This is a genomic window from Roseovarius pacificus (genome assembly GCF_900142665.1).
GTDB lineage: Bacteria > Pseudomonadota > Alphaproteobacteria > Rhodobacterales > Rhodobacteraceae > Roseovarius > Roseovarius pacificus.
Map to the genome: position 1 here is coordinate 15,346 of NZ_FRBR01000019.1, position 24,783 is coordinate 40,128.

General features: G+C 59.6%; 26 protein-coding genes and 1 tRNA gene. 4 read left to right on the forward strand and 23 right to left on the reverse strand.

What is annotated here, in order from left to right; all coding sequences use genetic code 11:
• Positions 1-2: 2 nt before the first annotated feature.
• The gene (locus BUB53_RS19735) at positions 3-518 is read right to left on the reverse strand and encodes an HdeD family acid-resistance protein (protein ID WP_073037396.1); all 516 of its coding nucleotides are present in this window, start codon (positions 516-518) and stop codon (positions 3-5) included.
• A gap of 35 nt (positions 519-553) precedes the next feature.
• Entirely contained in the window at positions 554-2,101 is a 1,548-nt protein-coding gene (locus BUB53_RS19740; protein ID WP_073037397.1) for a phospholipase D-like domain-containing protein, read from the reverse strand.
• Between the two features lie 291 nt (positions 2,102-2,392).
• Between BUB53_RS19740 and BUB53_RS19745 the strand changes: the two genes are divergently transcribed.
• Both BUB53_RS19745 and BUB53_RS19750 read left to right on the forward strand, forming a co-directional pair.
• Positions 2,393-3,622, forward strand: coding sequence for a mandelate racemase/muconate lactonizing enzyme family protein (locus BUB53_RS19745; protein WP_073037398.1), 1,230 nt, complete (start codon positions 2,393-2,395; stop codon positions 3,620-3,622).
• Between the two features lie 94 nt (positions 3,623-3,716).
• The gene (locus BUB53_RS19750; protein WP_073037399.1) at positions 3,717-3,995 is read left to right on the forward strand and encodes an ArsR/SmtB family transcription factor; all 279 of its coding nucleotides are present in this window, start codon (positions 3,717-3,719) and stop codon (positions 3,993-3,995) included.
• Between the two features lie 2 nt (positions 3,996-3,997).
• Here BUB53_RS19750 and BUB53_RS19755 read toward each other — a convergent pair whose 3' ends face one another.
• Genes BUB53_RS19755 through BUB53_RS19785 form a run of 7 tightly spaced genes read right to left on the reverse strand, consistent with a single transcriptional unit; the run spans position 3,998 to position 10,414 of the window.
• Positions 3,998-4,927, reverse strand: coding sequence for an AEC family transporter (locus BUB53_RS19755; RefSeq protein ID WP_073037404.1), 930 nt, complete (start codon positions 4,925-4,927; stop codon positions 3,998-4,000).
• A 5-nt stretch (positions 4,928-4,932) separates the two neighbouring features.
• The gene (locus BUB53_RS19760; RefSeq protein WP_073037406.1) at positions 4,933-5,730 is read right to left on the reverse strand and encodes an MBL fold metallo-hydrolase; all 798 of its coding nucleotides are present in this window, start codon (positions 5,728-5,730) and stop codon (positions 4,933-4,935) included.
• On the reverse strand, positions 5,730-6,536 hold the full coding sequence (locus BUB53_RS19765; protein WP_073037407.1) for a TatD family hydrolase: 807 nt from the start codon (positions 6,534-6,536) through the stop codon (positions 5,730-5,732). The genes BUB53_RS19760 and BUB53_RS19765 overlap by 1 nt, the downstream gene beginning before the upstream one ends.
• A gap of 22 nt (positions 6,537-6,558) precedes the next feature.
• The gene (locus tag BUB53_RS19770; RefSeq protein WP_073037408.1) at positions 6,559-7,707 is read right to left on the reverse strand and encodes a DNA polymerase III subunit delta'; all 1,149 of its coding nucleotides are present in this window, start codon (positions 7,705-7,707) and stop codon (positions 6,559-6,561) included.
• The gene (gene tmk / locus BUB53_RS19775) at positions 7,704-8,330 is read right to left on the reverse strand and encodes a dTMP kinase (RefSeq protein WP_073037409.1); all 627 of its coding nucleotides are present in this window, start codon (positions 8,328-8,330) and stop codon (positions 7,704-7,706) included. Before tmk ends, BUB53_RS19770 begins: the two co-directional genes overlap by 4 nt.
• Complete coding sequence (locus BUB53_RS19780; protein ID WP_073037410.1) at positions 8,327-9,505, reverse strand: D-alanyl-D-alanine carboxypeptidase family protein; 1,179 nt, start codon at positions 9,503-9,505, stop codon at positions 8,327-8,329. The genes tmk and BUB53_RS19780 overlap by 4 nt, the downstream gene beginning before the upstream one ends.
• Positions 9,506-9,517: 12 nt before the next feature.
• Positions 9,518-10,414 (reverse strand): SPOR domain-containing protein, encoded by an 897-nt coding sequence (locus BUB53_RS19785; RefSeq protein WP_073037469.1) that lies wholly within the window; start codon positions 10,412-10,414, stop codon positions 9,518-9,520.
• A gap of 205 nt (positions 10,415-10,619) precedes the next feature.
• On the opposite strand from BUB53_RS19785, the gene BUB53_RS19790 reads away from it, so the two are divergent.
• Positions 10,620-10,709 (forward strand) — tRNA-Ser (locus BUB53_RS19790).
• 192 nt (positions 10,710-10,901) lie between these two features.
• Here the strand turns inward: BUB53_RS19790 and BUB53_RS22590 are convergent.
• The 10 genes from BUB53_RS22590 to BUB53_RS19840 all read right to left on the reverse strand — a co-directional run bounded on the left by BUB53_RS22590 (position 10,902) and on the right by BUB53_RS19840 (position 19,573).
• Positions 10,902-11,990: a hypothetical protein gene (locus tag BUB53_RS22590; protein WP_143163290.1), complete on the reverse strand. Its 1,089-nt coding sequence runs from the start codon at positions 11,988-11,990 to the stop codon at positions 10,902-10,904.
• 516 nt (positions 11,991-12,506) lie between these two features.
• Positions 12,507-12,731 carry a hypothetical protein gene (locus BUB53_RS19800; RefSeq protein WP_143163291.1) on the reverse strand — a complete coding sequence of 75 codons (225 nt, stop codon included), beginning with the start codon at positions 12,729-12,731 and terminating at the stop codon, positions 12,507-12,509.
• Between the two features lie 90 nt (positions 12,732-12,821).
• A complete protein-coding gene (locus BUB53_RS19805) occupies positions 12,822-13,349 on the reverse strand; it encodes a hypothetical protein (RefSeq protein WP_073037415.1) in 528 nt (175 codons plus the stop codon).
• Positions 13,333-13,686, reverse strand: coding sequence for a hypothetical protein (locus BUB53_RS19810; protein WP_073037416.1), 354 nt, complete (start codon positions 13,684-13,686; stop codon positions 13,333-13,335). The genes BUB53_RS19805 and BUB53_RS19810 overlap by 17 nt, the downstream gene beginning before the upstream one ends.
• Positions 13,676-15,172 carry a YfjI family protein gene (locus BUB53_RS19815; protein WP_073037417.1) on the reverse strand — a complete coding sequence of 499 codons (1,497 nt, stop codon included), beginning with the start codon at positions 15,170-15,172 and terminating at the stop codon, positions 13,676-13,678. Before BUB53_RS19815 ends, BUB53_RS19810 begins: the two co-directional genes overlap by 11 nt.
• Positions 15,169-16,050 (reverse strand): DUF7146 domain-containing protein, encoded by an 882-nt coding sequence (locus tag BUB53_RS19820; RefSeq protein WP_073037471.1) that lies wholly within the window; start codon positions 16,048-16,050, stop codon positions 15,169-15,171. Before BUB53_RS19820 ends, BUB53_RS19815 begins: the two co-directional genes overlap by 4 nt.
• A 91-nt stretch (positions 16,051-16,141) precedes the next feature.
• Entirely contained in the window at positions 16,142-16,546 is a 405-nt protein-coding gene (locus BUB53_RS19825; protein ID WP_229709607.1) for a winged helix domain-containing protein, read from the reverse strand.
• A gap of 3 nt (positions 16,547-16,549) precedes the next feature.
• The gene (locus BUB53_RS19830) at positions 16,550-16,735 is read right to left on the reverse strand and encodes a helix-turn-helix transcriptional regulator (protein ID WP_073037418.1); all 186 of its coding nucleotides are present in this window, start codon (positions 16,733-16,735) and stop codon (positions 16,550-16,552) included.
• Between the two features lie 547 nt (positions 16,736-17,282).
• Positions 17,283-18,065: an FkbM family methyltransferase gene (locus BUB53_RS19835; RefSeq protein WP_159437879.1), complete on the reverse strand. Its 783-nt coding sequence runs from the start codon at positions 18,063-18,065 to the stop codon at positions 17,283-17,285.
• A gap of 272 nt (positions 18,066-18,337) precedes the next feature.
• On the reverse strand, positions 18,338-19,573 hold the full coding sequence (locus BUB53_RS19840) for a tyrosine-type recombinase/integrase (RefSeq protein WP_327213563.1): 1,236 nt from the start codon (positions 19,571-19,573) through the stop codon (positions 18,338-18,340).
• Between the two features lie 403 nt (positions 19,574-19,976).
• On the opposite strand from BUB53_RS19840, the gene BUB53_RS19845 reads away from it, so the two are divergent.
• Positions 19,977-20,684, forward strand: coding sequence for an IS6 family transposase (locus tag BUB53_RS19845; RefSeq protein WP_073037425.1), 708 nt, complete (start codon positions 19,977-19,979; stop codon positions 20,682-20,684).
• A 160-nt stretch (positions 20,685-20,844) separates the two neighbouring features.
• Here BUB53_RS19845 and BUB53_RS19850 read toward each other — a convergent pair whose 3' ends face one another.
• The 4 genes from BUB53_RS19850 to BUB53_RS19865 are packed head-to-tail and all read right to left on the reverse strand — an operon-like array spanning position 20,845 to position 24,781.
• Entirely contained in the window at positions 20,845-21,276 is a 432-nt protein-coding gene (locus BUB53_RS19850) for an acyl-CoA thioesterase (protein ID WP_073037427.1), read from the reverse strand.
• Positions 21,276-22,436, reverse strand: a complete 1,161-nt coding sequence (locus BUB53_RS19855) for an iron-containing alcohol dehydrogenase (protein WP_073037430.1) — start codon at positions 22,434-22,436, stop codon at positions 21,276-21,278. Before BUB53_RS19855 ends, BUB53_RS19850 begins: the two co-directional genes overlap by 1 nt.
• Positions 22,437-22,438: 2 nt before the next feature.
• Positions 22,439-23,998 (reverse strand): class I adenylate-forming enzyme family protein, encoded by a 1,560-nt coding sequence (locus BUB53_RS19860; RefSeq protein ID WP_073037432.1) that lies wholly within the window; start codon positions 23,996-23,998, stop codon positions 22,439-22,441.
• 27 nt (positions 23,999-24,025) lie between these two features.
• On the reverse strand, positions 24,026-24,781 hold the full coding sequence (locus tag BUB53_RS19865) for an SDR family NAD(P)-dependent oxidoreductase (protein WP_073037438.1): 756 nt from the start codon (positions 24,779-24,781) through the stop codon (positions 24,026-24,028).
• Positions 24,782-24,783 lie beyond the last annotated feature (2 nt).

The following is a 24,783-nucleotide window of genomic DNA, read 5'->3' on the forward strand; positions in this document are numbered from 1 at the left end:
GCCTATCCAACCGCCTTGCGCGCCAGCGCGATCACCACCAGCGCCACGCCGTTCGAAATCAGCTCGATCGCCAGATAGACGCCCAGAACCACAGCCGCCGATTGCGGGAAGTTCGAAAAGATCAGGAGCGCCAGTACGATCGACAGCGCCCCCGAGAGGGCCAGCACCCAGCGAAACGCCCGCATTTCCGCCCGGAAGGCCAGGATGAGCCGGAACAGCCCGGCCACCATCAGCACCACCGCCACCGCATAGGTCAGCGACAACAGCCCCTCAAGCGGGTTGGCCACGAGGCTGAGCCCCAGAACCAGCATCAGGATACCCAGAAGCAACGCAAGGATGCGCGCGCCCCAGCCCTGATCGCGAAACGCGGAAAATATGGCGATCAGCCCGACCAGCATGAAGGACCACGCCGCCAGAAGCTCTGCCGTAAGGGAGGCGGCCAGCGGGTTCGCCAGAGCCAGAATTCCCCCCGCGACCGACAGGATGCCGGCAATCATCCACCAAATCCAATGTCCCATGATCTGTTCCTTCCAATGAATTTTCTACAACGAGTTCATAACATCCACTCTACCGGCAACAGGCCGATCACGACGATTGCGATCTGCTGAAACCATGTTGCGCCGGGCTCTTCCTGATAGACGGTGCTCTCTCCGTCGGTTCTGCGCTCTTGCCAGATCATCTTGTGTTCCGGGGTGAGGGCGGGCCGGTAGCTGACGGTTTCGACCGGCCCGTCGAATATCGCATGGACCTGACGCGCCATCGCGGGGCTGTCGATGAGGAAGCCCATCTCGCAGTTCAGCATGGCCGAGCGGGGATCGAAATTGAACGAGCCGATGAATACCCTCTTGCCGTCCACGGCAAAGGTCTTGGCGTGCAGGCTGGCCCCCGACAGGCCCATCGGCAGGGTGTGAAGATCCGCCCCGGAGGTGCCGCCGCGCAGCTTGAGTTCGTAAAGACGCGCGCCCGCCTCGAGCAATTCGCGCCGGTATTTGCTGTAACCCGCGTGCACCAGAAGAACGTCGGTCGTGTTCATGGCGTTGGTCAGGATACGCACATCGCGGCCTGACCGGGCGATATCCGAAAACAATCCGGTGCCCGCCGCACCCGGAATGAAATAGGCCGACACCAGATCGAGCCGCGTTTCGATATCGCCCAGAATGGCGCCGAGGCGGGTGATCATCAACTGATCGCGCGTGGCGATGCCCTGCCCCTTTACCGGGCTGTCAGCCACCAGTTGCACGGTCGTCCAGTCCAGCCGTTTCCGGCCGGCCGCGTATTCGGTGGCGGTATCGACAGCGTCCTGCAACAGGGTGCCGGCAGTGTCGCGGGCGCGCACCTCCCGCACCCGCGCCTCGAACGCCGCGATATCGCCGGGGGTGCGAACGATCCGCTCGAGCTCGAACACCGACAGGCTGTTCCAGTACTCGTCGAAGACCGCCGCCGTGACCGGCACGATGGCCCCCGCCGCCAGAACATCCAGATCGACAAAGAACGTATCCTCGCCCACCGCGAAATACTCGTCCCCGATATTGCGCCCGCCGACGATCGCCACGGCCCCGTCAACGATCAGGGATTTGTTGTGCATACGCCGGTTCATGCGAAAGAAATCGAAGACGTAGCCCAGCAATTTCGGCTGGCGCACGGTGGAAGGGTTGAACAGGCGGATCTGGAAATTCTCCTGCGCGTTCAGGGCGGCCATGTAGCTATCGAGCCCCGGCCCCCCGTTATCGTCCAGCAAGAGCCGCACGCGCACCCCGCGCTCCGCCGCATGTTGCAGCGCCTCGAGCAACAGGATGCCCGAGGTGTCGTCATGCCAGATGTAGTATTGCACGTCGATGGAGCGCTCGGCGGCGGCGATCAGGGCCAGCCGGCTGGCCAGCGCATCGCGCCCGTTTTCCAGCGGAAGCACCCCGGTCAGCCCCGGTCGGGCGGCCTGCCCCTCGGCAACGCGGGCACCAAGCGAGGTTTCCGCGCTGGCCGGGAGAGACTGTGCAACGGCACGGTTGGAAATGTCGGGTAAGGGAAATGCAAGCTGGGCTATCAGGACAGCCACCGTCAGGAGAAACGCGACCTGGAACACTCGTTTAACAAACCGTTTCATAAGAGCGATCTTACGCCCTTTGCGTGCGCCTTGCACAGAAAAATTCAACCCAGAGGCAGATTTGCTGAAGGGCCGTTCCCACGCGGGAAACAGGGAGGTCTTTTCCGAACGGGGCAAGCCCGCCAATCACACCGCCATGCCGGGCGTATGGCGCTAAGATGCCGAAGGTGTTTTCGTTTCAATTCGGGTACTTGCCCCGGTTTCACGACAGCGGATGCGGACAGGGCGTTTTATCCCTTGCCCGCCTCTGCCCGACGCGGCACCGTGTCGGGCACAATGCGGAGGGCCGTCATGAAGCTGCAAGATCTGGATATCATCGTCACCGCACCTCCTGCGCCGGGCTGGGGCGGGCGGTATTGGATACTGGTCAAGCTGACCACAGATACCGGGATCACCGGCTGGGGGGAATGTTACGCCGCCTCGGTCGGACCGGTTGCGATGCGCGCCGTGATCGAGGACGTGTTTGCCCGCCACATGCAGGGCGAAAACCCCGAGAACATCGAGCTCATGTTTCGCCGCGCCTATTCCTCGGGCTTTACAGCGCGGCCCGACCTGACGGTGATGGGCGCGTTTTCGGGGCTGGAGATCGCCTGTTGGGACATTCTGGGCAAGGCGCGCGAGCGACCTGTCTGGGCCTTGCTGGGCGGGCGCGTCAACGACCGTATCCGCGCCTATACCTACCTTTACCCCCTGCCCCATCACGATCAGGATTTCTGGGTCTCGCCCGATCAGGCCGCCGAAGCCGCCGCGGATTGCGTGGCGCGTGGCTATACCGCCGTCAAGTTCGACCCCGCCGGTCCTTATACGATCCATGGCGGCCACATGCCCGCGATGAGCGATATCTCGGTCTCGGCCGCGTTCTGCAAGGCCATCCGCGAGGCGGTGGGCGACCGGGCCGACCTGTTGTTCGGCACGCATGGGCAGTTCACCGCCGCCGGAGCGATCCGACTGGGCCGCGCCATCGCCCCCTATGACCCCCTGTGGTACGAAGAGCCCATCCCGCCGGACAATCCCGCGCAAATGGCCGAGGTCGCGCGGGCCGTGGGCATTCCCGTCGCCACCGGCGAGCGGCTGTGCACCAAGGCCGAGTTCGCCCCGGTTCTGCGACAGGGCGCGGCCAGCATCCTGCAACCGGCCCTGGGGCGGGCTGGCGGCATCTGGGAAGTCAAGAAAATCGCCGCCATGGCAGAGGTTTACAGCGCCCAGATGGCCCCGCACCTCTATGCCGGGCCGGTGGAATGGGCCGCCAATATCCATCTGGCAGCGTCGATCCCCAACCTGCTGATGGCCGAAACCATCGAGACCCCGTTCCACGATGCCCTGATAAAAGGCGGTTTGCGGGTCGAAAACGGCTTTGTGACCCCGCCCGAAGCCCCCGGACTGGGCATTGATCTTGACGAGGCGCTGGCGCGTGCCCACCCTTACGAGGGCAGCGGGCTTCATCTTGAGATGCAGGGAGCCCCTTGCGACTATGTGAACGGCAACGCGTTCGAGGGCGGTGCCCCCGGTCAGGGATGGTGATCTCGCCTTTTGTGTAACGGCATGTTAAGCCCAACAGAACAGAGAGCAGGACCGCACCGTGACGACACAAGAGCCAATCACAAGCCCCGCCGAAATGAAGCAGAACGCCAAGGACGCGGCAGCCTTTCTGAAGACCATGGCGCATGAAGGCAGGCTGATGGCCCTGTGTCATCTGGGGTCGGGCGAAAAATCGGTGGGAGAACTGGAAGCGCTGTTGCAGATGCGTCAGGCCGCCGTCAGCCAGATTCTGGCGCGCCTGCGTGAAGAGGGCCGCGTCAAGACACGGCGCGAGGGCAAGGCGATCTATTACAGCCTGGCCGATGACAAGACCCGCGAACTGATCGACCTGCTCTATCGTCAGTTCTGCGGCTGATCCTAAGGCAGACTGCCCAGCCACATCCAGACGGTCAGGATCGAAAGCCCCGTGGCGATCAGAACCGCCGAGGCCGCAACGCGCCGCGCACAGCCGTACATATTGGCAAAGATATAGGCGTTGATCCCCGGCGCCATGGCCGCCGTCAGCGTCGCCGAGCGCAGCGCATCCGTGGGCAATGACTGCGCCGCCCCCAGCCCGCGCGTGATCAGCGGGTGCATCAGCAGGCCAACCGCGCAGACATAGAGCACAAGGCGCAGGTCGCCTTCGGGGCGATAGCGCCCCAAAACCCCGCCAAGGCCGAAAAGCGCCGCAGGCAGCGCTGCGCGCACCATCAGGTCCAGCCCGTCATCGAGCGGCCCCGGCAGCGGCAGGCCGGTCAGGTTGACCACGAACCCCGCCGCGATCCCGAGGATCAGCGCGTTCGAGAACATCGCGCGCAGCACCTTGGACACCAGCGCCGGGCCGGTATGGCCGCGGGCGCGGACGATCTCCATCACCGAAATCCCGACCCCGTAGCAAAACGGCGAATGCACCGCGATGATGGCATAGTTGGCCTGAAGCGCATCCATGCCATAGGCGCGCTCGGTGATCGGCAGGCCCAGAAGAACCGAGTTGGAAAACAGGCAGCAAAAGCCGATGGCGACGGATTCTTCCCACTCGCGCCCAAAGATCAGCCGCGCCCCGAACAGGCCCAGAAGGAACCCCGCCAGCGCGCCGGTATAGAAACTGATCAGCAGGCGCCAGTCGAAATGCTGGCCCAGGTCCAGCCGGGCGATGGCGGTGAACAGCAGGCAGGGGATGGCGAAATTCTGGGTGAATTTCATCAGCCCGTCGACGCCCGCATCCGAAAACCAGCCGCGCACGACGGCCAGATAGCCGAACCCGATCACCACGAAGACCGGCAGGATGACATCCAGAAGCGCCTGCATCGCGCTCAGACCTTGTAGGTCAGCGTCATGCCGTCATAGGCGGGAATGACATGATCGGGGGTTTCATCGGCCACGGTCTGGTAATCGAGGTCGATATGCATGTTGGTCAGCACCGCATGGCGCGGGGCCACGCGGGCGATCCATTCCAGCGATTGTTCCAGATGCGAATGGGTCGGGTGCGGCGTGCGGCGCAGCGCATCCAGTATCCAGCATTCCAGCCCCTCCAGCACCGGCCAGACATCGTCGGGGATGTGGGCCACGTCCGGCAGATAGGCAAGATCGCCGATGCGAAACCCGAGCGCCTCGATCGCGCCGTGGTTGACCTCGAACGGGGTCAGGGTGACGGGGCCGCCCGCGCCGTCGATGGTCACGTCGCCGTTGATCGTGTGCATGTCGAGGATGGGGGGATAGGGGCTGTCCTCGGGCTGGATGAAGGCATAGCCGAAACGCGCATAAAGCGCGTTCTGCGTATCGCCATCGGCCCAGACCGGCAGGCGTTGCTTCATGTTGAAAACGATCATGCGAAGATCGTCGATGCCATGCACGTGATCGGCGTGGCTGTGGGTGTAAACCACCGCGTCCAGTTCTCCCACCCCGGCCCCCAGAAGCTGCGCACGCAGATCGGGCGAGGTGTCGATCAGCACACGGGTGATCCCGCCCGGCCCTTCCTGTTCGATCAGCATCGAGCAGCGGCGGCGGGTATTGCGGGGATTCGTCGGATCACACTCGCCCCAGTGCCCGCCAAGGCGGGGCACCCCGCCGGACGAGCCGCAACCGAGGATGGTAAAGCGGCGTTCGGCCATCAGGCGGCCGCCCTGTATTGCGCGGCCTTGCAGAACAGCCGGTCGAAATTGGCCTGGGTCTGCGCGGCGAATTCGGGCCACTCCATGCCGAACACCTCGGCCCCGACCTGAGCGGTGTGGACGGTATAGGCCGGTTCGTTGCGCTTGCCCCGATAGGGCGGCGGCGCGAGATAGGGCGCATCGGTTTCCACGAGGATGCGATCCACCGGGGCGGTGGCGAAAATCTCGCGCAGGTCGCCGGATTTCGGGAAGGCCGCGATGCCCGACATCGACAGGTAAAACCCGAGGTCGAGCGCCGCGCGGGCCAGTTCGGCACCAGAGGAAAAACAGTGCATGACGCAGGAATAGGCGCCTTTGGCGTGCTCCTCGGCCAGAATGCGGGCCATGTCGTCATCGGCGCTGCGGGCGTGGATGATCAGCGGCAAGCCGGTTTCGCGGGCCGCCGCGATATGAATGCGCAGGCTTTGGCGCTGCACCTCGGCGCTGTCGGCGGTGTAATGGTAATCGAGCCCGGTTTCACCGATGCCGACGAACTTGGGATGTTCGGCCAGTTTGACCAGCTCTTCCACTGTGGCCAGGGGTTCGTCCGCGGCGCTCATCGGATGGGTGCCAGCGGCGTAGAAGACGGGCGCGTAGGTTTCGGCAATGGCGCGCACCTGTGGCTCCAGCCGAAGTTTGGTGCAGATCGTGACCATGCGGGTGACACCGGCCTCGAGCGCGCGCGCGATCACCTGATCGCGTTCTTCGTCGAAATCCGGGAAATCGAGGTGGCAATGGCTGTCGGTGATCTGGATCGTGTCGCTCATCTGTGCCCTTTGCGCGGGCCGCTCAGCCCGCCGCCGTTTGCTGAATCTTGAACACGGTATCTAGGACCAGCGAAGCGGGGTCAAGGTTGACCGCCCGCCCGTGACGTGCCCGCGCGCCGATGGACTGCGCACATTCGGCCCAGGCCCGCCCGCGACGGGCATCGGGGGCCAGCCGCGCGATCAGGTCGGCCTCGCCCGGCACGGCCTCGGGCGGGGGGCCGAGCGCGCCGCCGCGCGCCATGCGCGCGAGGAACAGATCGGTCAGGCCCAGCAGCAGGTCGAGCTTGTCCCCGGCCCCGCGCGTTGCCGCCACCTCGGCCAGTTTCAGGGCGCGGGGGCGGTCCAGCCGGGGCATGCTGGCGACGATGCCGACGATCTCGTGATACATCTTCACGCCGCCCAGATTGATCAGGCGCACCGCCTCGCCCACCGACCCGGCGGAGAGTTCCGCCAGCGCACCGGCATCCGTGCCCGGATCGACACCCGCCTGCGCCAGAGCCTGCGCCATGTCCTGCGTGTTCAGCGGGCCGAGCCGCAATTCGCGGCAGCGTGAGCGGATCGTGGGCAACAGGCGCGAGGGCTGATGGCTGACCAGCAGCAATACCGTGCGCGCGGGCGGCTCCTCCAGCATTTTCAGCAGGGCGTTGGCGGCCTGTGTGTTCATTTCGTCGGCGGCATCGACGATCACCACGCGACGCCCGCCTTCGGCGGCGCTGAGATGGATGAAACTGGCGAGGCCGCGAATTTCGCTGACACGAATATCCTGCGAGAAACGCCCCTCTTCAAAGGCTTTTTCCCGATCGCGGTCGGACGTGCCCGCGCCCCAGCGGCGCACAAGGTAAAGCCCCGGATCGGAGCCCGCCAGAATACGCCGCGCCACCGGATGATCGGCGGAAATGTCCAGACTGTCGGGCGCTGGCGGCGCCTCGCCGAACAGGCCGCCATCGCCGCCCTCGGGCGTGGCCAGCAGGAAGCGCGCGATAGACCACGCCAGCGTCGCCTTGCCCACGCCGCGCGGCCCGGTGATCAGCCAGCCATGATGGAGGCGCCCCGCGTTATAGGCATCGAGAAAGGCGCGTTCCGCTGCGCCCTGCCCGATCAGACGCGGCGTTTCACGCGGATGCGGCGCGCCTTCGACGCGATCCGGCTGGGGGGCGGTATCGTCGCTCATGGCAGACGGGCCCCGACCACGTCGCGCATATCGGCGAACACGTCCTCGACCGGACGATTGCCGTCGATGGTGACGAACCGTTCGGAAAATTCGCGCGCAAGCTCCAGAAACCCCTGCCGCAGCCTGCGCTGCATGTCGCCGCCGAAGGATTCGAACCGATCCTCACCATCGCCGCGCGCAAGGGCGCGCGACAGGCCGATCTTCGGGTCCATGTCGATCAGGACGGTCAGGTCGGGATCCTGCCCGATGACGAGGTCATGCAGCTGATCGACCAGCCCGCGCAGATCGGCCCGCGCCAGCCCCTGATAGAGCCGCGTGCTGTCGGCGAAACGGTCGCAGATCACCACCTGCCCGGCGGCCAGCGCCGGGTTGACCGTGCGCTCCAGATGATCGCGGCGCGCGGCGGTGAACAGCAAAAGTTCGGTCTCGGGCGACCAGCGGTCGGTGTCGCCTTCCAGAACCAGTTTGCGGATATCCTCGGCGCCGGGGCTGCCGCCCGGTTCGCGCGTCAGCACCACATCGCGCCCCATGGCGCGCAGGTGATCGGCCAGCAGACGGGCCTGGGTGGATTTGCCCGACCCGTCGATACCTTCGAAACTGACGAAATAGCCGCTTTTGCTCAAAGTGCGCCCTCGGGCCCCTGTTTCAGCCGCGTCAGCAACAGGCCCGACACGGTGCGCAGCCGCGCCATGAAACCGCCGCGCGGCACGTCCTGCGCAGCGACCAGCGGCACGCGGGTTTCGGGCAGGCCCTCGGGGGCGAAAACCAGTTCGCCCAGTTCGTCGCCCTTGGCGATGGGCGCGCGTACCGGCCCCTGATAGACCACCTCGGCCTTGAGGTCGTCCCCGCCCAGAACCGGCAACAGCGTGTTGATGTCCTCGGCCGGGGTCAGGCCGACGCTGGTCACATCGCCCATCCAGACATCCGCGCGGGCCACCTCGGTTCCCGCGTCCAGAATGGATTTCTCGACGAACTGGCGGAAGGCCCAGTTGACGATCGCCTGCGCCTCTTCGGCGCGGATCTGTGCGCTGTCCAGTCCCGAAATCACGAACACCACGCGGCGCTCGCCCTGTTTGGCCGACCCGGCAAGCCCATAGCCCGCTTCCTGCGTGTGGCCGGTCTTCAGACCGTCCGCACCGATCCCCAGCCGCAGCAGAGGATTGCGGTTCTGGATGTTTTGCGGCGCGCGTCCGTCAAAGGCGAATTCGGTTTCGGCGAACATCGGGTAGAATTCCGGAAAATCCTCGATGATCCGGCGGGACAGCAGGGCAAGGTCGCGCATGCTCATCCGGTGGCCGGCAGCGGGCCAGCCGTTGGAATTGGTGAATGTCGAGTTGGTCATGCCCATCTGCTGGGCGCGCTGCGTCATGTAGCGGGCGAACCCCGCCTCGGTTCCGTCGGGGCTGAGCGCTTCGGCCAGAACGGCGCAGGCATCGTTGCCCGACAACACGATGATCCCGCGCAACAGATCCTCGACCCGCACCCGGTCGGTCGTATCGAGGAACATGGTCGAGCCGCCATAACTCATCGCGTGGCGCGACACCGGCAGGTGTTCGTCCAGCGACAGACGCCCATCGCGGATCGCCTCGAAGGTGACGTACAGTGTCATCAGCTTGGACATCGACGCAGGCGGCAGCGGTTCATCAGCGTTGCGGGCCAGCAGGACCGTGCCGGTGGTCACGTCCATGACATACGCGGCCTTGGCACGGGTATCGAAGGCCTGTGCGGACCATGGGAAAACCGGCGCCAGCAGAAGGGCCAGTGCGACCGGAACAAGCAATCTGAACATGCGGGTCATGACAGTCCTTGTTTAGTTGGTGACGGGATAGGCATCGTCGAAGCCGACGCCCTTGATCTTGTTCAGCAAGGTACTGCGCTCGGACGTGCTGGTGGCCGGGCCGACGACGACCCTCCAGAAGGTCTTGCCCTGAGAGCTCTGTTTCTTGACCGTCGGCACCATGCCGTTCTGGCGCATGGCCGTCGCGGTGTTCTCGGCGTTTTCTTCGACACTGAAGATGCCGATCTGGATATAGGGCTTGTCCAGGGACGAGGCGCGCGGCGTCGGCGCGGGTGCCGGTTGCGGCGCGGGCACCGCCGCGGCTGCGGTTTCAGTTGCGCTGCCATCCGGCGCGGCCTCGATCGCGGCAGACGCCCCGGCGACCGGATCGAGCGCGGTGGTTTCGACCGCTGCCGGGGCCTCCACGGCCCCGGACGCAGGCGCTGCCGCCTCGGGATCGGACGACTCGGCCTCTTCCCGGCGCAGCGCCGTCACGTTGAGCTGGACCGGAGCCCCGGCCAGCATGCCGAGCGCCGCAGCCGCATCCGAGGACACCTGAAGGATCGGCCCCGGATTCTGGCGCTCGCGCCGGAACAGCGCGCCGATCACGAATTTCGAATTGGACGTATTGCGGATGATGACCCGCTCGGGTTCCTTGACATCGGGATGCGCCACCCAGACCCCGCCAAGCGAGGGACGCCCGTCCCAAAGCCCCATATCGGTGGCCTGAAACACCTCGGGGGCCTCGACATCGCGCTCCACCAGTTTGACCGACGATTCCGCCGCTGTGGCGCTGGCCTCGGCTTTCGGTTTGGCCTTGAACGGGTTGATTTGCCCCATATCCTGACATCCCGACACCGTCAGCGCCGAAACCGCCAGAATAGCCGTGCCGCGCCAGCGTTGCCTGCCGACCTTGATAAACTGCACCATTACGAGCCCCTTGCCTGTGACGCGCGTCTCAGCGCGCTGCCAACCGGTTGATCCGGCGTTGTTGCGTGTGCATGGCCGCAAGGCCATCGCGACGCAGTCTAACGCCTTGCCCGGCTCAAGAAAAGCTTCCAGGCACATGTCGGCGGAATTCCCCAGATTTCAGTGTCTTCCAGAATCGCGAAAGGCCCTGTAGGAGGGGCGAACCGGAGGAGTGGCAGAGTGGTCGAATGCACCGGTCTTGAAAACCGGCGTGCGTGAAAGCGTACCGTGGGTTCGAATCCCACCTCCTCCGCCACCTAAATCTATTTTTCCTTATAATTTCAGTGCACTAACCGATTTCAGGTGGGGTGTTTCCCACATTTTTGCCCACGTATTGTTTCGGATGGCAGCGGAATTTGTGAGCGAGTTGGTTTCTTGCATTCAAGTTGCATAACTAAAAGCGTGATTATTTGAGACGGTCAATTTTTTGGAGTCGAATCGCTACATATCAAGTGCCTGAGAAAAGTTTTATTTTTCTTCGATGCCTTACCCAACGTTCTTGGAGTCGAAGTCTCTTTTTATAACGGTCGATTGCTTTTACAATTTTTGTCTGAAAAGTTTCGGGCAATTCAATATACTCGAGCTTACTACACAAAATATCTTTGGCTTCAATTTCAGGAAACAAATCCCCACAGAGCTTAAGGGCTGTATGTGAGCGCGCATGTCGCTCCAAATCTGATTCTAAGTCTGCAAAATCACTTCTGCTTAGACGTATCAAGGTTTGTCGGGATTCGAGCATTCTACCCAGTTCGTCATGTATCTCCGGGTAACTTGCCAAAAATTTGCTCGCGAACCCATTGAGCCCGAAATCGAAATACTCTTTGGGTTGTGAGTTTGCGCCAAAAGAAAAAAGCATTTCATTTTCTCTTAAGCCATAACTTCTCGCGTATACGCCGTTCAATAGTCGGATCATTTCGATGTTCTTTTGGCCGCTTTCGGTATTCAGCCTGAGAGCGTTCGGATCATTTGCTTTCAATAACAATTCAGGCACGCCGCAAGCACTAAGAATGTGACGTGGCACACCTCCAATTTTTGCCGCAGTCTCGAAAGGTATGACTACCGTCTCGTGGTCGCCACTTTCTTCAGCATTTCTAAGGACCCTATGCATTTGAAAATCGCAACGTTCTGGTTTCGAGCGCAAAATTTCCAGAAAATTCGGAAAAGAAGCACTATCCCGACGTATGCAGTTTTGACGCCATCGCGAAGGAAGAAAGTTGACCCAATGCCTAAAGCAAACAACAAATTTCAAGGGATAGGGTTCCAGCACCCTCGAAAGGGTTCGTGTTTGAGCCATTGAAAAGGTAGAGATTTCTTCATGGGAAATAATTACTTTTTGTATTCCCATTTCTTCCGCAATCCGAAGGTCATTCTTCAAGCTATCGGCATCAAACGATTGGGGGTCTTTTACCAAAATCCTCTTTTCAAGGGGTAGTGCTAAGATGCGATGGCGCGCTAAATCAGAAGCATGATTGTCAAGCCATTTTTGAACAGACGTAGTTCCTGTTTTATGCATCCCAGCATGGATTATTAATTCCAAGCTTCGGCGTCCTATTTAGATTTCAGTCTTGCGCAAGCGCAATAATCTGTATGGTTTACAAATTCCGACAATCGAATCTCGAACGAGATTGCGTTAAGGTTTGCTATTGACGACGGAATTAGTTCTTAGACAGTCAAGCGAAACCATTCAATAGCCCGGTAGAAAATTTTCCTCGCTGACGGCTGAAGTTCAGAATTTTAACTCACCTCCAGTGCCTTTAGCGGGTCACCCCCCCCAAACGTCAGTGTCCAGCGTTTCACGTATCAGGCGATTAACAAACCCGCGCAATGCAACGGCGTCTTGACTGCGCTCCCCGTGTTTCCAGTTTGGATGTGCCTTACCGGTTTTTGCCCCACCCCGTGCCCCGTGCATGCGACAGACAGCCCAGCCGCGCACCGCTGGATTGCGACAAGGCAGGCCGGTGCGTTTTGATGTCGCGGTACACCGAGGCGCACGGTGCATGGGGTAAACGTCAGAATTTGACATGTGCCCTCCCCCTTTTCATTGGCGGGTCAGTTAACTTCTACTACCTTTCGCAAACAAGACAAAAACAAAGCCGATGCAAACCGCCCACCATGGGTGCTCAAACTTTGCCCAATTCCACATAGAGGATGGAATGCTCCAAGCTGCCTCTAAACCGGCAAACAGTGCAGCTAAGGGCACAAGCCATATCTCCCCCCACTCAATCGGCCCATTGAGAAAAAAATCCATTGCCCGCCAGAAGAAGGCAAACGCTGCCATTATCACCCCCCATAAGAACGATGCGAAAATCCATAGGGGTGAGGTCACAAACAATAGAAATATTGCGGCTATTGTTTCCCAAAACAAAATCTATCTCTCCACGTTTCCGACAACTGCTTGTCCACCCTCGTTAACAGTAACACGCTCAACCCTGACTGTCTGTTTTCCCTTTGAGCGATACCGCTTGAGCGTATCCATTTGAGCCGCGAAGGTCCGGGCCAACTTGTTCAAAGCCCGCTCGGCTGAGTCTTGTTGCGGTAGGTTCTCTACATGGTTCAAACGGCGCGCCATCATCATTGTCGCTTGATGGATTGCCGCCATTTGCGTTGTCAAAAGCACCTCGGCTGCATCCTTGGGCTTCATGGCATCCACAAAGCCCAGCGCAAAATCGGTTGCCTCAGCGTCGATGCGCTTGCCATGTGAGCCAAGCACCGACAACTGCCCAACGATGGAATTTGCAACGCTCGTGTGTTCGGCTGCGTCCAGAATGCGCATGTAGTCGCCAGAAATTTCTATTCCGAGGGTGTTATCCTCTTTCCATTCAAGCGCCGCCCTGGGCGGCTTGCGCTGGGGGATATCCAACGCGTCGGATTCTTGCTTTTCAGTCTTTTTCGTCATGTCTTTTCCTCTTGGTTTCCCAGCGCCGATTGACGCCACACCAGAGCCGCCCGCGCGGCCCGTGCCGTTCCCATTCTGTCAGGTTGCGCCACGCCTCCAGCGACACCACGCGCCCGGTATAGGTGAGCGGCCTTCCCCCTGCGGATGCGCCGTAGGGAAAGGCTGTTTTTGGCGGTTTTGCGCTGGGCGGCGTTTTGGGAATTTCAGCCTGCACCCCTGCTACACCCGCTACATTCGCTACACGCGGGGTTTGCGGTTCTGCCGGGGGCGCGGAATTGGAGCGGGGCATTTCAGCCCCGTCCAGATGTTTCAGCGCGGCTTGCACATCAAACCACATCGCCGCCCCCTCGCACGATACGCCATGCCAGCTTGCGCGTCGCCCCGCGAATAACGGTGTTCGGTTCGAGCGGCACAAGCCATCCGTGCTTTTCCAATATTGTCAAAGCCGCCGTTGCCGTTTTGCTATCGCGTAAAGCGTTCGGCCCATATTGCAGCACCTCGCGCGGCATGATGTCCGCCTCCGGCCAGCTTTCCAGAAGCCATTTGCGCAACCGCTCGGCCCGGTCGATTTCAGCCGATACATTTGCCGCATCTGCCAGCCGTGCCGCTTCGGTCAGGTAGAACTGCGCCAGCGTGATTGCATCGGCCATATCCTGCGCGGACACTTCAGCCGCTTGCAAATCCCGCCAGAGCGTCAAAACCCCTGCAATGCGTGCGGCCTGTTCCGCCGCCTTCGATGCCGTGCCGGTGATGTGTTCGAGATTGCCGCCCTTGCCCTGCGCCATCTCGATAGCATCCGCAAACTGTATCAAGAGCGCCCGCGCATCGCCGCCCAGCGCAAGGGTGCGTGGCTGCAATTCACGGGTTTCCGCGTCCATCGGCATAGGCGTTTCAAGGATTGTGCGCAGCCGGTCCGAAAACGCCGCCAATGCGCCATTGTCTGGCCTTACCTGCGCATGCAACCGCGTTCCTATGTTGCTTTGCGGTTCACAAATCAGGAAGCGGGGCAGAAAACCGCTATCCGCCGCCAACGGGTCAGCCATGAACGCCCGCGCCACACCCGGTTGCGCCATCAGATGCACCGCCAGCCGCCGCCCATAAAGCGCATATGCCCCGTCACCGGCCCGCGTGCGCCGTATGGGGTTGCCCTGCCACAAATCGTTTAGGGCGGTCAGCGTCTTTTGCCGGTTGTCGCTGTTCATGGCATGTCCGCCAAGGAATTGCCCGCCTTCATCCGAGAAGATGCCAAGCGACGGTTGCCCGGTTGCAAAGAGCCGGGTCAGCCCTTCAAAGGTCGGCTCCGTCACCACGCGGTCAGGGCAAGGCGGTGCGGACGGTTCCGCCCCCAAGCCGTCCAGGTCAGCGCGCGCCGCCGTCTTATTCTCGCCTTTGCCCTTTTTGATTTCGCCCAAAATGCGCTTGCGCTCCTCGCTATAAATCGCATGGGCGTTTTGCCATGCCAGCACATCATCGCGCTGGGCTTTGGCTTGTTCCTTTTCGTGTTCCCGCAAAGCGTCCATCAAAGGTGCATCGCAACTTGATTTGCGCTCTCCACTTGCGGCGATGGTGAGGCAGTAGAGCGAAAGGGGGCGCGGCCCGCCAAGCGTTTCCACATTGGCAATGCCCTGCACGGCCAAGGATGCCACCGCCAGCGCCGATTGCGCAGGTATCGCAACAGGTGCAAGGGCCATGCCCTGCACGGCCTCTACGGCCCCTTGCAGCGGCCCTAGTGCATTAACGGGGTAAGGCCCGCCCTGCGGGATTTCCCGTAGCAAAGGTTGCGGGCCTTCGGATTTGAACGGGATAGGTTCGGGGGCACTCATGCGGCTTCCCCTTTCATTGTCAGAATGTCATTCCAGTCGCGGCCATCCGGTGCGGGCAAGAGCGACACCTGCCAGCCCAGCGCGTGCGCGCGTTCGGCCAAGGCATGTGCCGCCGCCTTTCCGGGGGCATCGCCATCGGGGGCAATCGTCAACCGATGCGGCTTAGGGGGCAGATGCAGCCCTCGCATGCCTGACGTGGACAATGCCGCCCAAACGGTCGCTGGCTTGCCCAGAAGGCCACAGGCAAGGCTCAGGGCGGTTTCGATGCCCTCCGCCACCACAAGCGGCCCGTGCGCCTCTGTCAGCCTTACAGCGCCGCCAGAGACACGCCCCAGCATCAGCTTGTCAGGCTCCACGACAGCTTTGCCCCTGCCATCGGTCTCAAGGTAGGTGCGATGCACTGCGAAGCCTTCACCGCCGTCCACGCGCGCCAGCATCGCGGGAAACCGCTTTGCGGTCGGGTGCCAACATTCCGGCAGGAAACGCAGGGTTTCAGGAAGGGGGCAGGATATGCCCCGCCCCCTCAGATAGGTTTCCGCCAGCGTGCCGCCGATAGGGTGCGCATCTTGCCAGAGCCGGTGCGCTTGCTTGGCTCGTTTTTCAGCCTCGGCCCGGTCCTGGGCTTGGCGCGCTTGGCTTTCCAGCAGATCGGGCGCGGCATAGTCACCGGGGGCAAGCCCAGCCGCCGCCAGAATATCCCGAAACGTGCAGCCGGATTTCTTGCAATGTGCCAAGAGCCGCCCGCCATCGCCATCGGCCAGCGTCAAGGCGTTCTGCCCCTTGCGGCCCTCGGCCTGACATACCGGGCAAGGCGCGCAGCCATAGCGGCGATACCATTTGCCATGAAGGGCATGGGTAATCTGTTTTGCGTCCATCATCCGCACGCCCCCCAGATTAAAGTCGCCATTGCGTGCGCTTGCGCTTCTGTCAGCCCATGTGCGCGCATCAGGAAAGCGATTTGCAGCCTGTTCATGCTGCACCCCCTTTCCAGCCCAGCGACACACCAGAGCGCAGCACATAGCGCGCATGCGTGCCGGGAAACTCGCCTTCATGCGGTTCAGTGATGGTTTCGATTTCCACGCCCAGCGCCCGCAAATCGTGGACATAAGCAGCCCAACGTGGCGCGGGGTTGTGAATCGGCGTGCAGCCCTCAGCCCCTGCCTTGCGCAATTGTTCGAGCGCCCAAGGGTCACGGCCTGACACCACGATGCAGAAAGCCCTGCCTGCGCTGGGCGATATGCAATAGGCGGTGCCGCTGCTATGGCGTTTGCTGCGCTTGCCTGTTATGTTTCGGGTGTTCGTCGCATTCGCAAACGATACATCCTGCGCCGTGCCAGCCTGCCCGCTGCACGGCGCTACTCTTTTGCCCCTCATGGTTCATGCTGCGTCGGTTGTGCGGCTTTCAAGCCATGCGGCAATATCGGCTTTACGCCAGCCGACAGCGCGCTTGCCCAGCCTTATCGGCTTGGGAAACTCACCTTCGGCCATCATGGCGTAAAGTGTTGAGCGAGAAAGCCCTGTGATGCGTTCCACATCAGGGCGGCGAAGAATGGCGTCAGTCATGAAAACTGCCCCTTTGTTCTGGCGAGCAAATCTGTTTCGACTTGCTTTGCGCCGGTCTTTCGTGCTCAAAGGGGGTTAGGAAAAGTCCGAGAAAAGCTTATCCTAACCCCGCTCCGTAGGTCTGCGCCAACAGTCCTGCGGAGCGCCTTGTTTCTGAACACTTCCAAACAAGGCTAATATGTTTCTGAATGCGTGATGCCTAAGCGTCAAGTCCGGCCCCGTATCAAGGCGAGGCCGATTTGTGCTGCGTAAGTAATTCCTATTTTTTAGATGCAGCAATTCTTAAGGTATCGAACGCGTTCCAGTTAACGCCTATGCACAATAACTTGGGATACGATTCGCGCTCAACATTTTTGTTGGGTAAATCCGGAGAAACTTCTGCCAGTGCTACCCAATAGGGATGCTCCTCGAGGTTTCCCGTCTATATGTGGTAGAAGATTCAGCGCCACGAAATGAAGCTATGGCAATGAGCCAGCTCAGTTGGGAAGCCTCACAGCAAAATGGTTGCAATTAATGGTCAAACCAAAATGCAAGAGAACACTAGGCACTACGAGGGCATCGCAAGGAAGTTTGTATGAGCATCTAAACCGTACTCTGACGAATGAGAGCTCTCAACAATCCTCAAAAAATCCTGCTTTTCTAAAAAACTAGATTCTGCAACTGTCCGGATTCTGTAGCTGTATCGCTCGACAAGAATTTGATAAATATCAGAGCTCGTTGTGTCGTAGTTTGCTGTATGTATCAGTGCATGCTCGAAAAGAATCACAGGGCGGCTTGACTTAATCGTTTCCTTTGCGCCCAAGAAAACATCCTTCTCTCCACCCTCCACATCAATCTTGATAAAATCAATATTCAATTTCTTAGGAATAAGCTCGTCAAGTTGACGAATTGGCACCTCGATGCGCACTGGCTTTTTCTTGTTCGGGTGCGATTGTGGCCTCAGCCCGCTCCATGCCTCATCTTCCGCAACATGATAAAATGCGGCGAGGCCATTTCTGTTTCCTAATGCGCAAGCATGCACTTCGACAGTTGGAAACCTAGCCTTAAGTGCCTCTGCGAGATGAGGTAAAGCTTCAAATGCGAAGTGCTTTCCAGATGGCGAGCCTTCGGTAAAACGACGCAGGAAAAAACCGTGATTTGCACCTACATCAACACAGTTTGACTTCGGATTTAGGTACTCTTCAAGAATCTTGTCGATCGCTATCTCGTCACGCTTAACACGTGCTGACCAGCCAGCGGATTTTCTATACGATGGCAATAGCCTTGCCAAGCTACGCGCAGGCTTCTCAAACTTGGTACCAATAATTAAAGATTTAATCTGTTTTTTCATTTGCATCTCTATAGGCTTCCCCTGAATTGGCCTCATCATCCGGACATAGGGCTATCGTTTCTAAGGCATATTTAATTTGAGTTTCATGCTGCCAATTTCTAATCTCAACTGTGCAAGTATGCCTTCTTCGGCGATTTGCACTCAAGGAAAGAATCAGATCACACGGAGTTGGAGGCGATCTTACTGTTGCAGATGGCCGTCATGCCCGAAGCTACCGCAACGGAATGTTTAAGAAAATATGAGTAGGACGCTTTAACACGCCATAGCCTTGATCAATTGTTGCGCTTCAACTCAAAAGTAACAACCTCACCGCCGCGCGCTTCCAAATACCTCGCCCAGCTTTCCATCATCTTGCGCCGTTTATCGAACATGTCAGAGCGAGCATAAGCGGCCTCGGCTTTATCCTTCACCATATGGGCAAGGGCGGCTTCTGAAACTTCATTTGGGAAATTCGTTTGCTCTTGCGCCCAAGTCTTAAATGAAGTGCGAAAACCGTGAACATGCACATCAAAGCCCTGTTCTTTCACCAGCTTTGAAAGCGTCATGTCGGATAGCGGCTTATCCCGCGCGGACGGAAACACCAGCCCGGATGCGCCGCGCAATGCCTCAGCCTCTTTCAGGATTTCCAGCGCGCGGCCTGACAGTGGCACGCGATGCGCCTTTTTCGCCTTCATGCGGCTGGCCGGGATTTCCCATGTAGCAGATGTAGCGGATGTAGCGGCATCCCCGCCGTGAAATTCAATTTCCTCCCAGAGCGCGCCGCGCACCTCGCCAGAGCGGGTTGCAGTCAGGATAAGAAACTCCAACGCCAGCTTTGTTGCGGGCCATGCGTTCGATGCCTGCACTGCCGCGATGCACTCGGACACCTCGGCATAAGGAAGCGCCTTGCGATGGTTCTTTGTGGTTTCGTGCTTGGGCAATGCCTGCCCGATATTTTCGGCAGGGTTGTCTTGCCGCCAGCCTTGCGCAATCGCCCATTTCATAACAACGCCAATCCGTTGGCGCACCCGTCGCGCGGTTTCGGGCTTTTCCAGCCATATCGGTTGCAGCACCGCCAGCACATCCGCCGTAGTCACGTCGCCAACCCTAACCGGCCCTATCTTTGGAAAGGCGTAGGATTCCAGCGTAGTGATAAACTGCGCCGCGTGCTTCTTGTTGCGCCATGTCGGCTTGCGGATTTCGTGAACCTTGCGCGCGGCCTCGGCAAACGTCAGCACCGCTTGCGCCTCGCGCTTGGCCTGCAACGGGTCGCCACCGGCCCGCGCCAGCTTCTTGTTTTCCAGCGCCAATTCGCGGGCTTCGGCTAGGGAAACGTATCCCACGCCACCCAAGCCTACATCCCTTCGCTTGCCGCGAATGGTGATACGCTGCACCCATGACTTTGAGCCATTCGGCTGCACCAGAAGAAACAAGCCATTGCCATCGGAATATTTGCCCGGTTCGACTACCTGGCGCACAAACACGGCAGACAGCGCCTTTTCCGGGTGCCGTTTGCTGATTTTGTCCATATTCGCCATTGTCCGCCCCGTGCATAGCCTGAATAGCTTCCCTCATTTCTTCCCACACTTTTTGTGGGAAGTAAACGGAAACTATCGGAACAACATGGAAGGCAGGACGCCAATAAGCACCTGAAATTACGAATACTATCGGTATATTTCGGAATATCCCGGAAAGTGTATTGGCGGACACCTCCTCCGCCACCCACACCCGTCTCATTTTGCCCCTTCGGTTTCGCCCCTATTTTCCGGGCGTTTTCCGAAGGTTACCTGAGGTTTTTCATATCAGAGACGCACCGCATCGCCAAGATTTGCGGGCAATGCGGTTCGAGTCTCAGTAGGCCATTTGAGGAGATTCGGCGGTGTCAGAGCAACCTGACTTGAGGCTGGTTACCTGCCGCTCTACCTTGCCTCCATTGAAAAACGCAATCCGTTCAAATACTTCAACACCATTCCTGAGGTTATCCGCCTGACAGTGATGATGTACGTGCGAGTTCCGCTATCGCTGAGAAATGTCGAGGACCTGCTCCACGAACGCGGTATAGACGTCAGCCATGAATCCATCCGGTTTTGGTTGAACGGGTTTGGCCCGGAATCCGCCTCGGAGATCCGGCGGTGCCGTATTCAGAGAATGCGGGCCTGGTCGAACCGGCAATGGCATCTGGACGAGGTGTTCGTGAAAATCAACGGCGAGACCCACTACATGTGGCGCGCAGTCGATCACGAAGGCGAAGTGCTGGACGCCTTTGTTTCAAAGCAACGCGATCGCAAAGCGGCATTGAAATTCCTCAGGAAATTGATGAGACGCTATGGTCGGCCCGAACACGTCGTGACTGACAAGCTCCGCTCCTATGGTGCCGCCATGAAGGCAATCGGCAATGCCGACCGCCAGATGACGGGGCGCTGGTTGAACAATCGTGCCGAGAATTCGCATCAACCATTCCGGCGACGAGAACGTGCCATGACCCGCTTCCGGCACATGCGAAGTCTGCAGAAATTCGCCGCCGTCCATTCTTCGGTTTTCAACCATTTCAACTCGGAACGAAGCCTCTACTCAAGATCAAATTTCAAACTGAACCGCGCCACTGCTCTCGCCGCGTGGCGCGGTCTTTGCATGACATAAGGGGCAGCGTCCCTGCCCTAGCTGAGACTAGGTCGAATTGGTCTGACACCACCAAATAAGCCGTTCACCAATATGCACGGCGCATAATTTGGCCATATGTACAAGGTCAGATACGACCTGCTGACACAGTCAAAACCGACATTTTGATTCTGACACCCAATCAGAGGGTCAATGTTTCGAAAACGGTGCGCCGATGGCCTTCGATGGCGATGGGGCGATGCGTTTCCCTCCCCACATAGACATGAACAAAAAACCCTTCGGCAGCGGCTTCTTCTTCGTCATTGCGAAACAACCCGATTTCAAATCGGACCGAGGAGGTGCCAATCCTGGAAATTCGCAACCCGGCGTGAACGATGTCCGGAAACTGCATTTCAGCGTAGTATTTGCAGCCTGTTTCCACAACCAACCCGAAAGTCTCACTCTTGCGCGGTTCAAGCAATCCCTGCTCGATCAGCCAGCCGTTCACCGCCGTGTCAAACAGCGAATAATGCACCACATTATTCATGTGACCATAGACGTCGTTATCCATCCAGCGGGTCGGCAGCTGGCGAAAGGCGGGAAATTCGGCCCGTTTCGGGCGCGGCGCCGGCATCACCAGGCCGCCTGATAGATGGCTAGCGCATCCGCCTCGACAACTTCGCGCGGGTTATTGACCAGTAGCCGCGTTTGCAGCATCGCACCCTCCGCCATCTTCCCAAGCGCCGTTTCGGGAATGTTCACGTCCCGCAGACGGGTTGGCATGCCAAGGTCCCGAGACAAATCCGCCAAGGCATCGATGAAGGCCGAACAACGCGCCTGAGCTCCTTCGATTGCGGCCAGTTCGGGGAAAGCATCCGCGGCGATCTCGGCGTAAAGTGCATAAGCGTCAGGCGCATTGAAGCGCAGCACATGCGGCAAGACCAGCGCGTTGGACAACCCGTGCGGAACATGAAAGGTGCCACCGATCGGATAGGCCAGCGCATGCACGGCTGCCACGGGGGAGTTGGCAAAAGCCTGACCGGCAAGCATCGATCCCAGAAGCATCGAGCCCCGCGCCTCGACATTGCCGGGGTCTGAAACGACAGTCCGGATATTGGCCCCCAGCAACCGAAGTGCTTCGCGCGCCAGCACCCGGCTGAGAGGATTGTTGTTCGCGTTGGCCGAGGCATAAGCTTCGATCGCATGTACCATCGCGTCCACCCCGGTTGCCGCGGTTATCGACGCGGGCAGGCCAAGTGTCAGGTCCGCATCCAGAACCGCAACGTCGGGAAGGATGACCGGTGAAGATACCCCACGCTTTTCCTCTTCGCCCACAGTGATAATCGACACCGGCGTAACCTCGGAGCCAGTTCCAGCCGTTGTCGGCACCAGAACCAGCGGAAGGCGCGGGCCCTTGGCCTGACCTACGCCCCAGGCCTCATCCAGATCCTCGCCGGAGCCCAACAACAGGGAGGCCACCTTTGCCACATCCAGCGAAGATCCACCGCCAAACCCGACAACGCCTGTAACGCCAGCCTTTCTGCCAGCTTCCACGGCCGCCTCAAGCGTCGCCCGGGACGGATCGGCCTCAACCTGATCGAATATAGTGACCTCGTGACCGTTTGCTTCAAGAGAAGCCAGTCCCGCTTGGCACAGCCCCAGTTTGCGCAATCCCGGGTCCGTAACGAACAAAACCGTCTCGCCCAGCAATTTCCCTGCAACACCTGACAGATCAGAGGATGCACCAGGCTGAAAAACGATGGATTTTGTAGTGTTGAAAACAAATGGCTGCATACTCAGGTCTCCACTTTTTCCTTTTTCTGCACATATGCTTCGCACAGCCGAAAACGCATGATCTTGCCCGAGCCAGTGCGAGGTATTTCGGAAACCAACAAGACATCTGCGGGTAACTTATAAGAGGACAGAGTGCGGGCGCAGAATTCACGCACATCAGCCAGCAGGGGCATTTCGTTTTCGGGGACGATGAAGGCAACCGGCACTTCACCCAAGGTTTCGTGGGGCACTCCGACCACGGCGCAGTCGCGTATACCGTCCAGCTTTTGCACAGTTTCCTCGACCTCTGCCGGTGCAATGTTCTGACCACCCCGAATAATAAGTTCCTTCAGACGCCCGGTGATCGTCAGAAAGCCTGACGCATCCATCCGGGCAAGATCGCCAGTGCGATACCACCCCCCTTTCAGCGCGCCTTCCGTCACCTCGGGTTTGTCGTGATAGCCTTTCATGACGTTCGGGCCCCGTACGATCAGTTCGCCTTCTTCTCCAAACGGAACATCGTGGTCGTCCATATCCACCAGCCGCACGGACAGGCCCGGCAAGGGCAGTCCACAGGACCCGGGCACGCGCTTGGAGCCGGGCCAGTTCATGGTGACCATGGTTGACGTCTCGGTGATGCCGTAACCATCCAGAAGCTCCACTCCGAATTCGGTTTCGAAAGCCTCATTCAGTGATGCCGCCATGATCGCCCCGGCCGACACACAGCGCTTCACACTATGGAACGGGTTGCGCCCCTGCTCTTTCGCGGCCAGCATGAGGTAATGAAACATTGTAGGGACCGCCGGCATCTTGGTGAATTCACCTTGTTCCAGAAGGTCCATCGCCTCGTCTGTCGAGAACCGCTCCATGATGAATTCGCTCGCGCCATTGGCAAGAACTGACAGAACGCAGAAATTGAGCGCGTATGAATGGAACAGCGGCAAAGGCGACAGAATTCTATCTTCCGGACCCACCTCAAAGATAGAAGCCCAGCACGCCGCATTCACCCAGAGCATCGATCGCGTCGACAGCATCACACCTTTGGGCTGTCCCGTCGTCCCGGACGTGTAGACGATCATCGACACGGAATCGATATCATCGACCGGCACGACGGACGCAGCCGGAGTTGCACAGAGATACGCAAGATCGGCTGCTCTGTCGCCCGCGGTTTCGTCAACGCCATTCAGGATCACCCTGTCTGGACGAATACCAGCGTGAAGACTGGCAACTGCTTCGGCCATGACCGGCGCGGTTATCATGATAGTGATCCCCGCATCTTCGACCCGATAGGCCATCTCGCGGTTCTTCGCGTCAAAAGCAATCGGAACCGCAACGCCCCCGGCACGGATCGCAGCCAGTACGCTCACGACCCAATCAACGGAGTTGGGCAGCCAAACCCCGACCGATCCGCCGGGCGTCAGCCCCTGTTCAAGATAATGACCCGCGAGATTGGTCACCTCGCTCGCCAGCGTCGCATAGGTCACGCTGCGGTGCCGGTCCTCGAAAGCAATCTTTTCAGGATACGCCCGAGCCTGTTTATCCAGAAGATCAGCTATCGGCGCTATCAGATCTGTACGGATCACGTTTTTCCTCCCTTTTTTGCGCGGTCCTCAGGCCATACTGAACCCGCCGTTTGAACTGATCACCTGACCAGTGATCCACGACGCCTGATCCGATGCCAGGAAGGTGACCAGCGGCGCGATGTCTTCTGGCGTACCGATCCGTCGCAACGGGTAAGCCTTGACGATTTTCTCCATGTTCTTTGCCAAAAACTCCGCATCCGAATGTGCGGTCTGCACCAATCCGAGTGAAACCGAATTTACACAGACATTGTTCCGCCCCAGTTCACGGGCCAGCGACTTGCCAAGTGCTACGGTTCCCGCCCGCGAGGCTGCGGCCATCGACAGGTTCGCTTCACCGATACGGGAGCTATCGCCGATCAGGCTGATAATCCGGCCCCAGTTGTTGTCGATCATGTAAGGTGCAACGGCGTGACAGCAGTGGATCGCACCATACAGGCAGACATCGATCTGCGCTTTCCAATCCTCGGGCGTCGACTCGATGAACTTGCCGTATTTCACATAGCCCGCATTGTTGACGAGGATATCGACCTTTCCGTGATCCGCGACAATCTCGGCAACCATAGCCTTTACGGCATCATAGTCGCTGATGTCCGCTTTGTAGGCCTTGGCTGTGCCACCCACTGCCTCGATTTCTTTCACAACCGACGCTGCCTCGCCCTCGGACTTGCGGTAGTTGACGGCCACGATCGCCCCCTCGGCCGCAAGCGTTTTACATATTTCGCCCCCGGTATCGCGTCCGCCGCCGGTTACCAGCGCCACGCGGCCCTTCAGATTGAAGTCCATGG

Coding starts and splice junctions, on each gene's coding strand:
- BUB53_RS19820 (WP_073037471.1), bottom strand. CDS start 16,050: ATGATGGACGCAAAACAGATTACCCATGCCCTTCATGGCAAATGGTAT.
- BUB53_RS19750 (WP_073037399.1), top strand. CDS start 3,717: ATGAAGCAGAACGCCAAGGACGCGGCAGCCTTTCTGAAGACCATGGCG.
- BUB53_RS19850 (WP_073037427.1), bottom strand. CDS start 21,276: ATGCCGGCGCCGCGCCCGAAACGGGCCGAATTTCCCGCCTTTCGCCAG.
- BUB53_RS19805 (WP_073037415.1), bottom strand. CDS start 13,349: ATGACGAAAAAGACTGAAAAGCAAGAATCCGACGCGTTGGATATCCCC.
- BUB53_RS19765 (WP_073037407.1), bottom strand. CDS start 6,536: ATGAGCGACACGATCCAGATCACCGACAGCCATTGCCACCTCGATTTC.
- BUB53_RS19770 (WP_073037408.1), bottom strand. CDS start 7,707: ATGAGCGACGATACCGCCCCCCAGCCGGATCGCGTCGAAGGCGCGCCG.
- BUB53_RS19815 (WP_073037417.1), bottom strand. CDS start 15,172: ATGAGTGCCCCCGAACCTATCCCGTTCAAATCCGAAGGCCCGCAACCT.
- BUB53_RS19740 (WP_073037397.1), bottom strand. CDS start 2,101: ATGAAACGGTTTGTTAAACGAGTGTTCCAGGTCGCGTTTCTCCTGACG.
- BUB53_RS19780 (WP_073037410.1), bottom strand. CDS start 9,505: ATGACCCGCATGTTCAGATTGCTTGTTCCGGTCGCACTGGCCCTTCTG.
- BUB53_RS19825 (WP_229709607.1), bottom strand. CDS start 16,546: ATGAGGGGCAAAAGAGTAGCGCCGTGCAGCGGGCAGGCTGGCACGGCG.
- BUB53_RS19755 (WP_073037404.1), bottom strand. CDS start 4,927: ATGCAGGCGCTTCTGGATGTCATCCTGCCGGTCTTCGTGGTGATCGGG.
- BUB53_RS19745 (WP_073037398.1), top strand. CDS start 2,393: ATGAAGCTGCAAGATCTGGATATCATCGTCACCGCACCTCCTGCGCCG.
- BUB53_RS19785 (WP_073037469.1), bottom strand. CDS start 10,414: ATGGTGCAGTTTATCAAGGTCGGCAGGCAACGCTGGCGCGGCACGGCT.
- BUB53_RS19835 (WP_159437879.1), bottom strand. CDS start 18,065: ATGAAAAAACAGATTAAATCTTTAATTATTGGTACCAAGTTTGAGAAG.
- BUB53_RS19855 (WP_073037430.1), bottom strand. CDS start 22,436: ATGCAGCCATTTGTTTTCAACACTACAAAATCCATCGTTTTTCAGCCT.
- BUB53_RS19840 (WP_327213563.1), bottom strand. CDS start 19,573: ATGGACAAAATCAGCAAACGGCACCCGGAAAAGGCGCTGTCTGCCGTG.
- BUB53_RS19865 (WP_073037438.1), bottom strand. CDS start 24,781: ATGGACTTCAATCTGAAGGGCCGCGTGGCGCTGGTAACCGGCGGCGGA.
- BUB53_RS19800 (WP_143163291.1), bottom strand. CDS start 12,731: ATGGCAGCGTTTGCCTTCTTCTGGCGGGCAATGGATTTTTTTCTCAAT.
- BUB53_RS19760 (WP_073037406.1), bottom strand. CDS start 5,730: ATGGCCGAACGCCGCTTTACCATCCTCGGTTGCGGCTCGTCCGGCGGG.
- BUB53_RS19735 (WP_073037396.1), bottom strand. CDS start 518: ATGGGACATTGGATTTGGTGGATGATTGCCGGCATCCTGTCGGTCGCG.
- BUB53_RS19830 (WP_073037418.1), bottom strand. CDS start 16,735: ATGACTGACGCCATTCTTCGCCGCCCTGATGTGGAACGCATCACAGGG.
- BUB53_RS19810 (WP_073037416.1), bottom strand. CDS start 13,686: ATGTGGTTTGATGTGCAAGCCGCGCTGAAACATCTGGACGGGGCTGAA.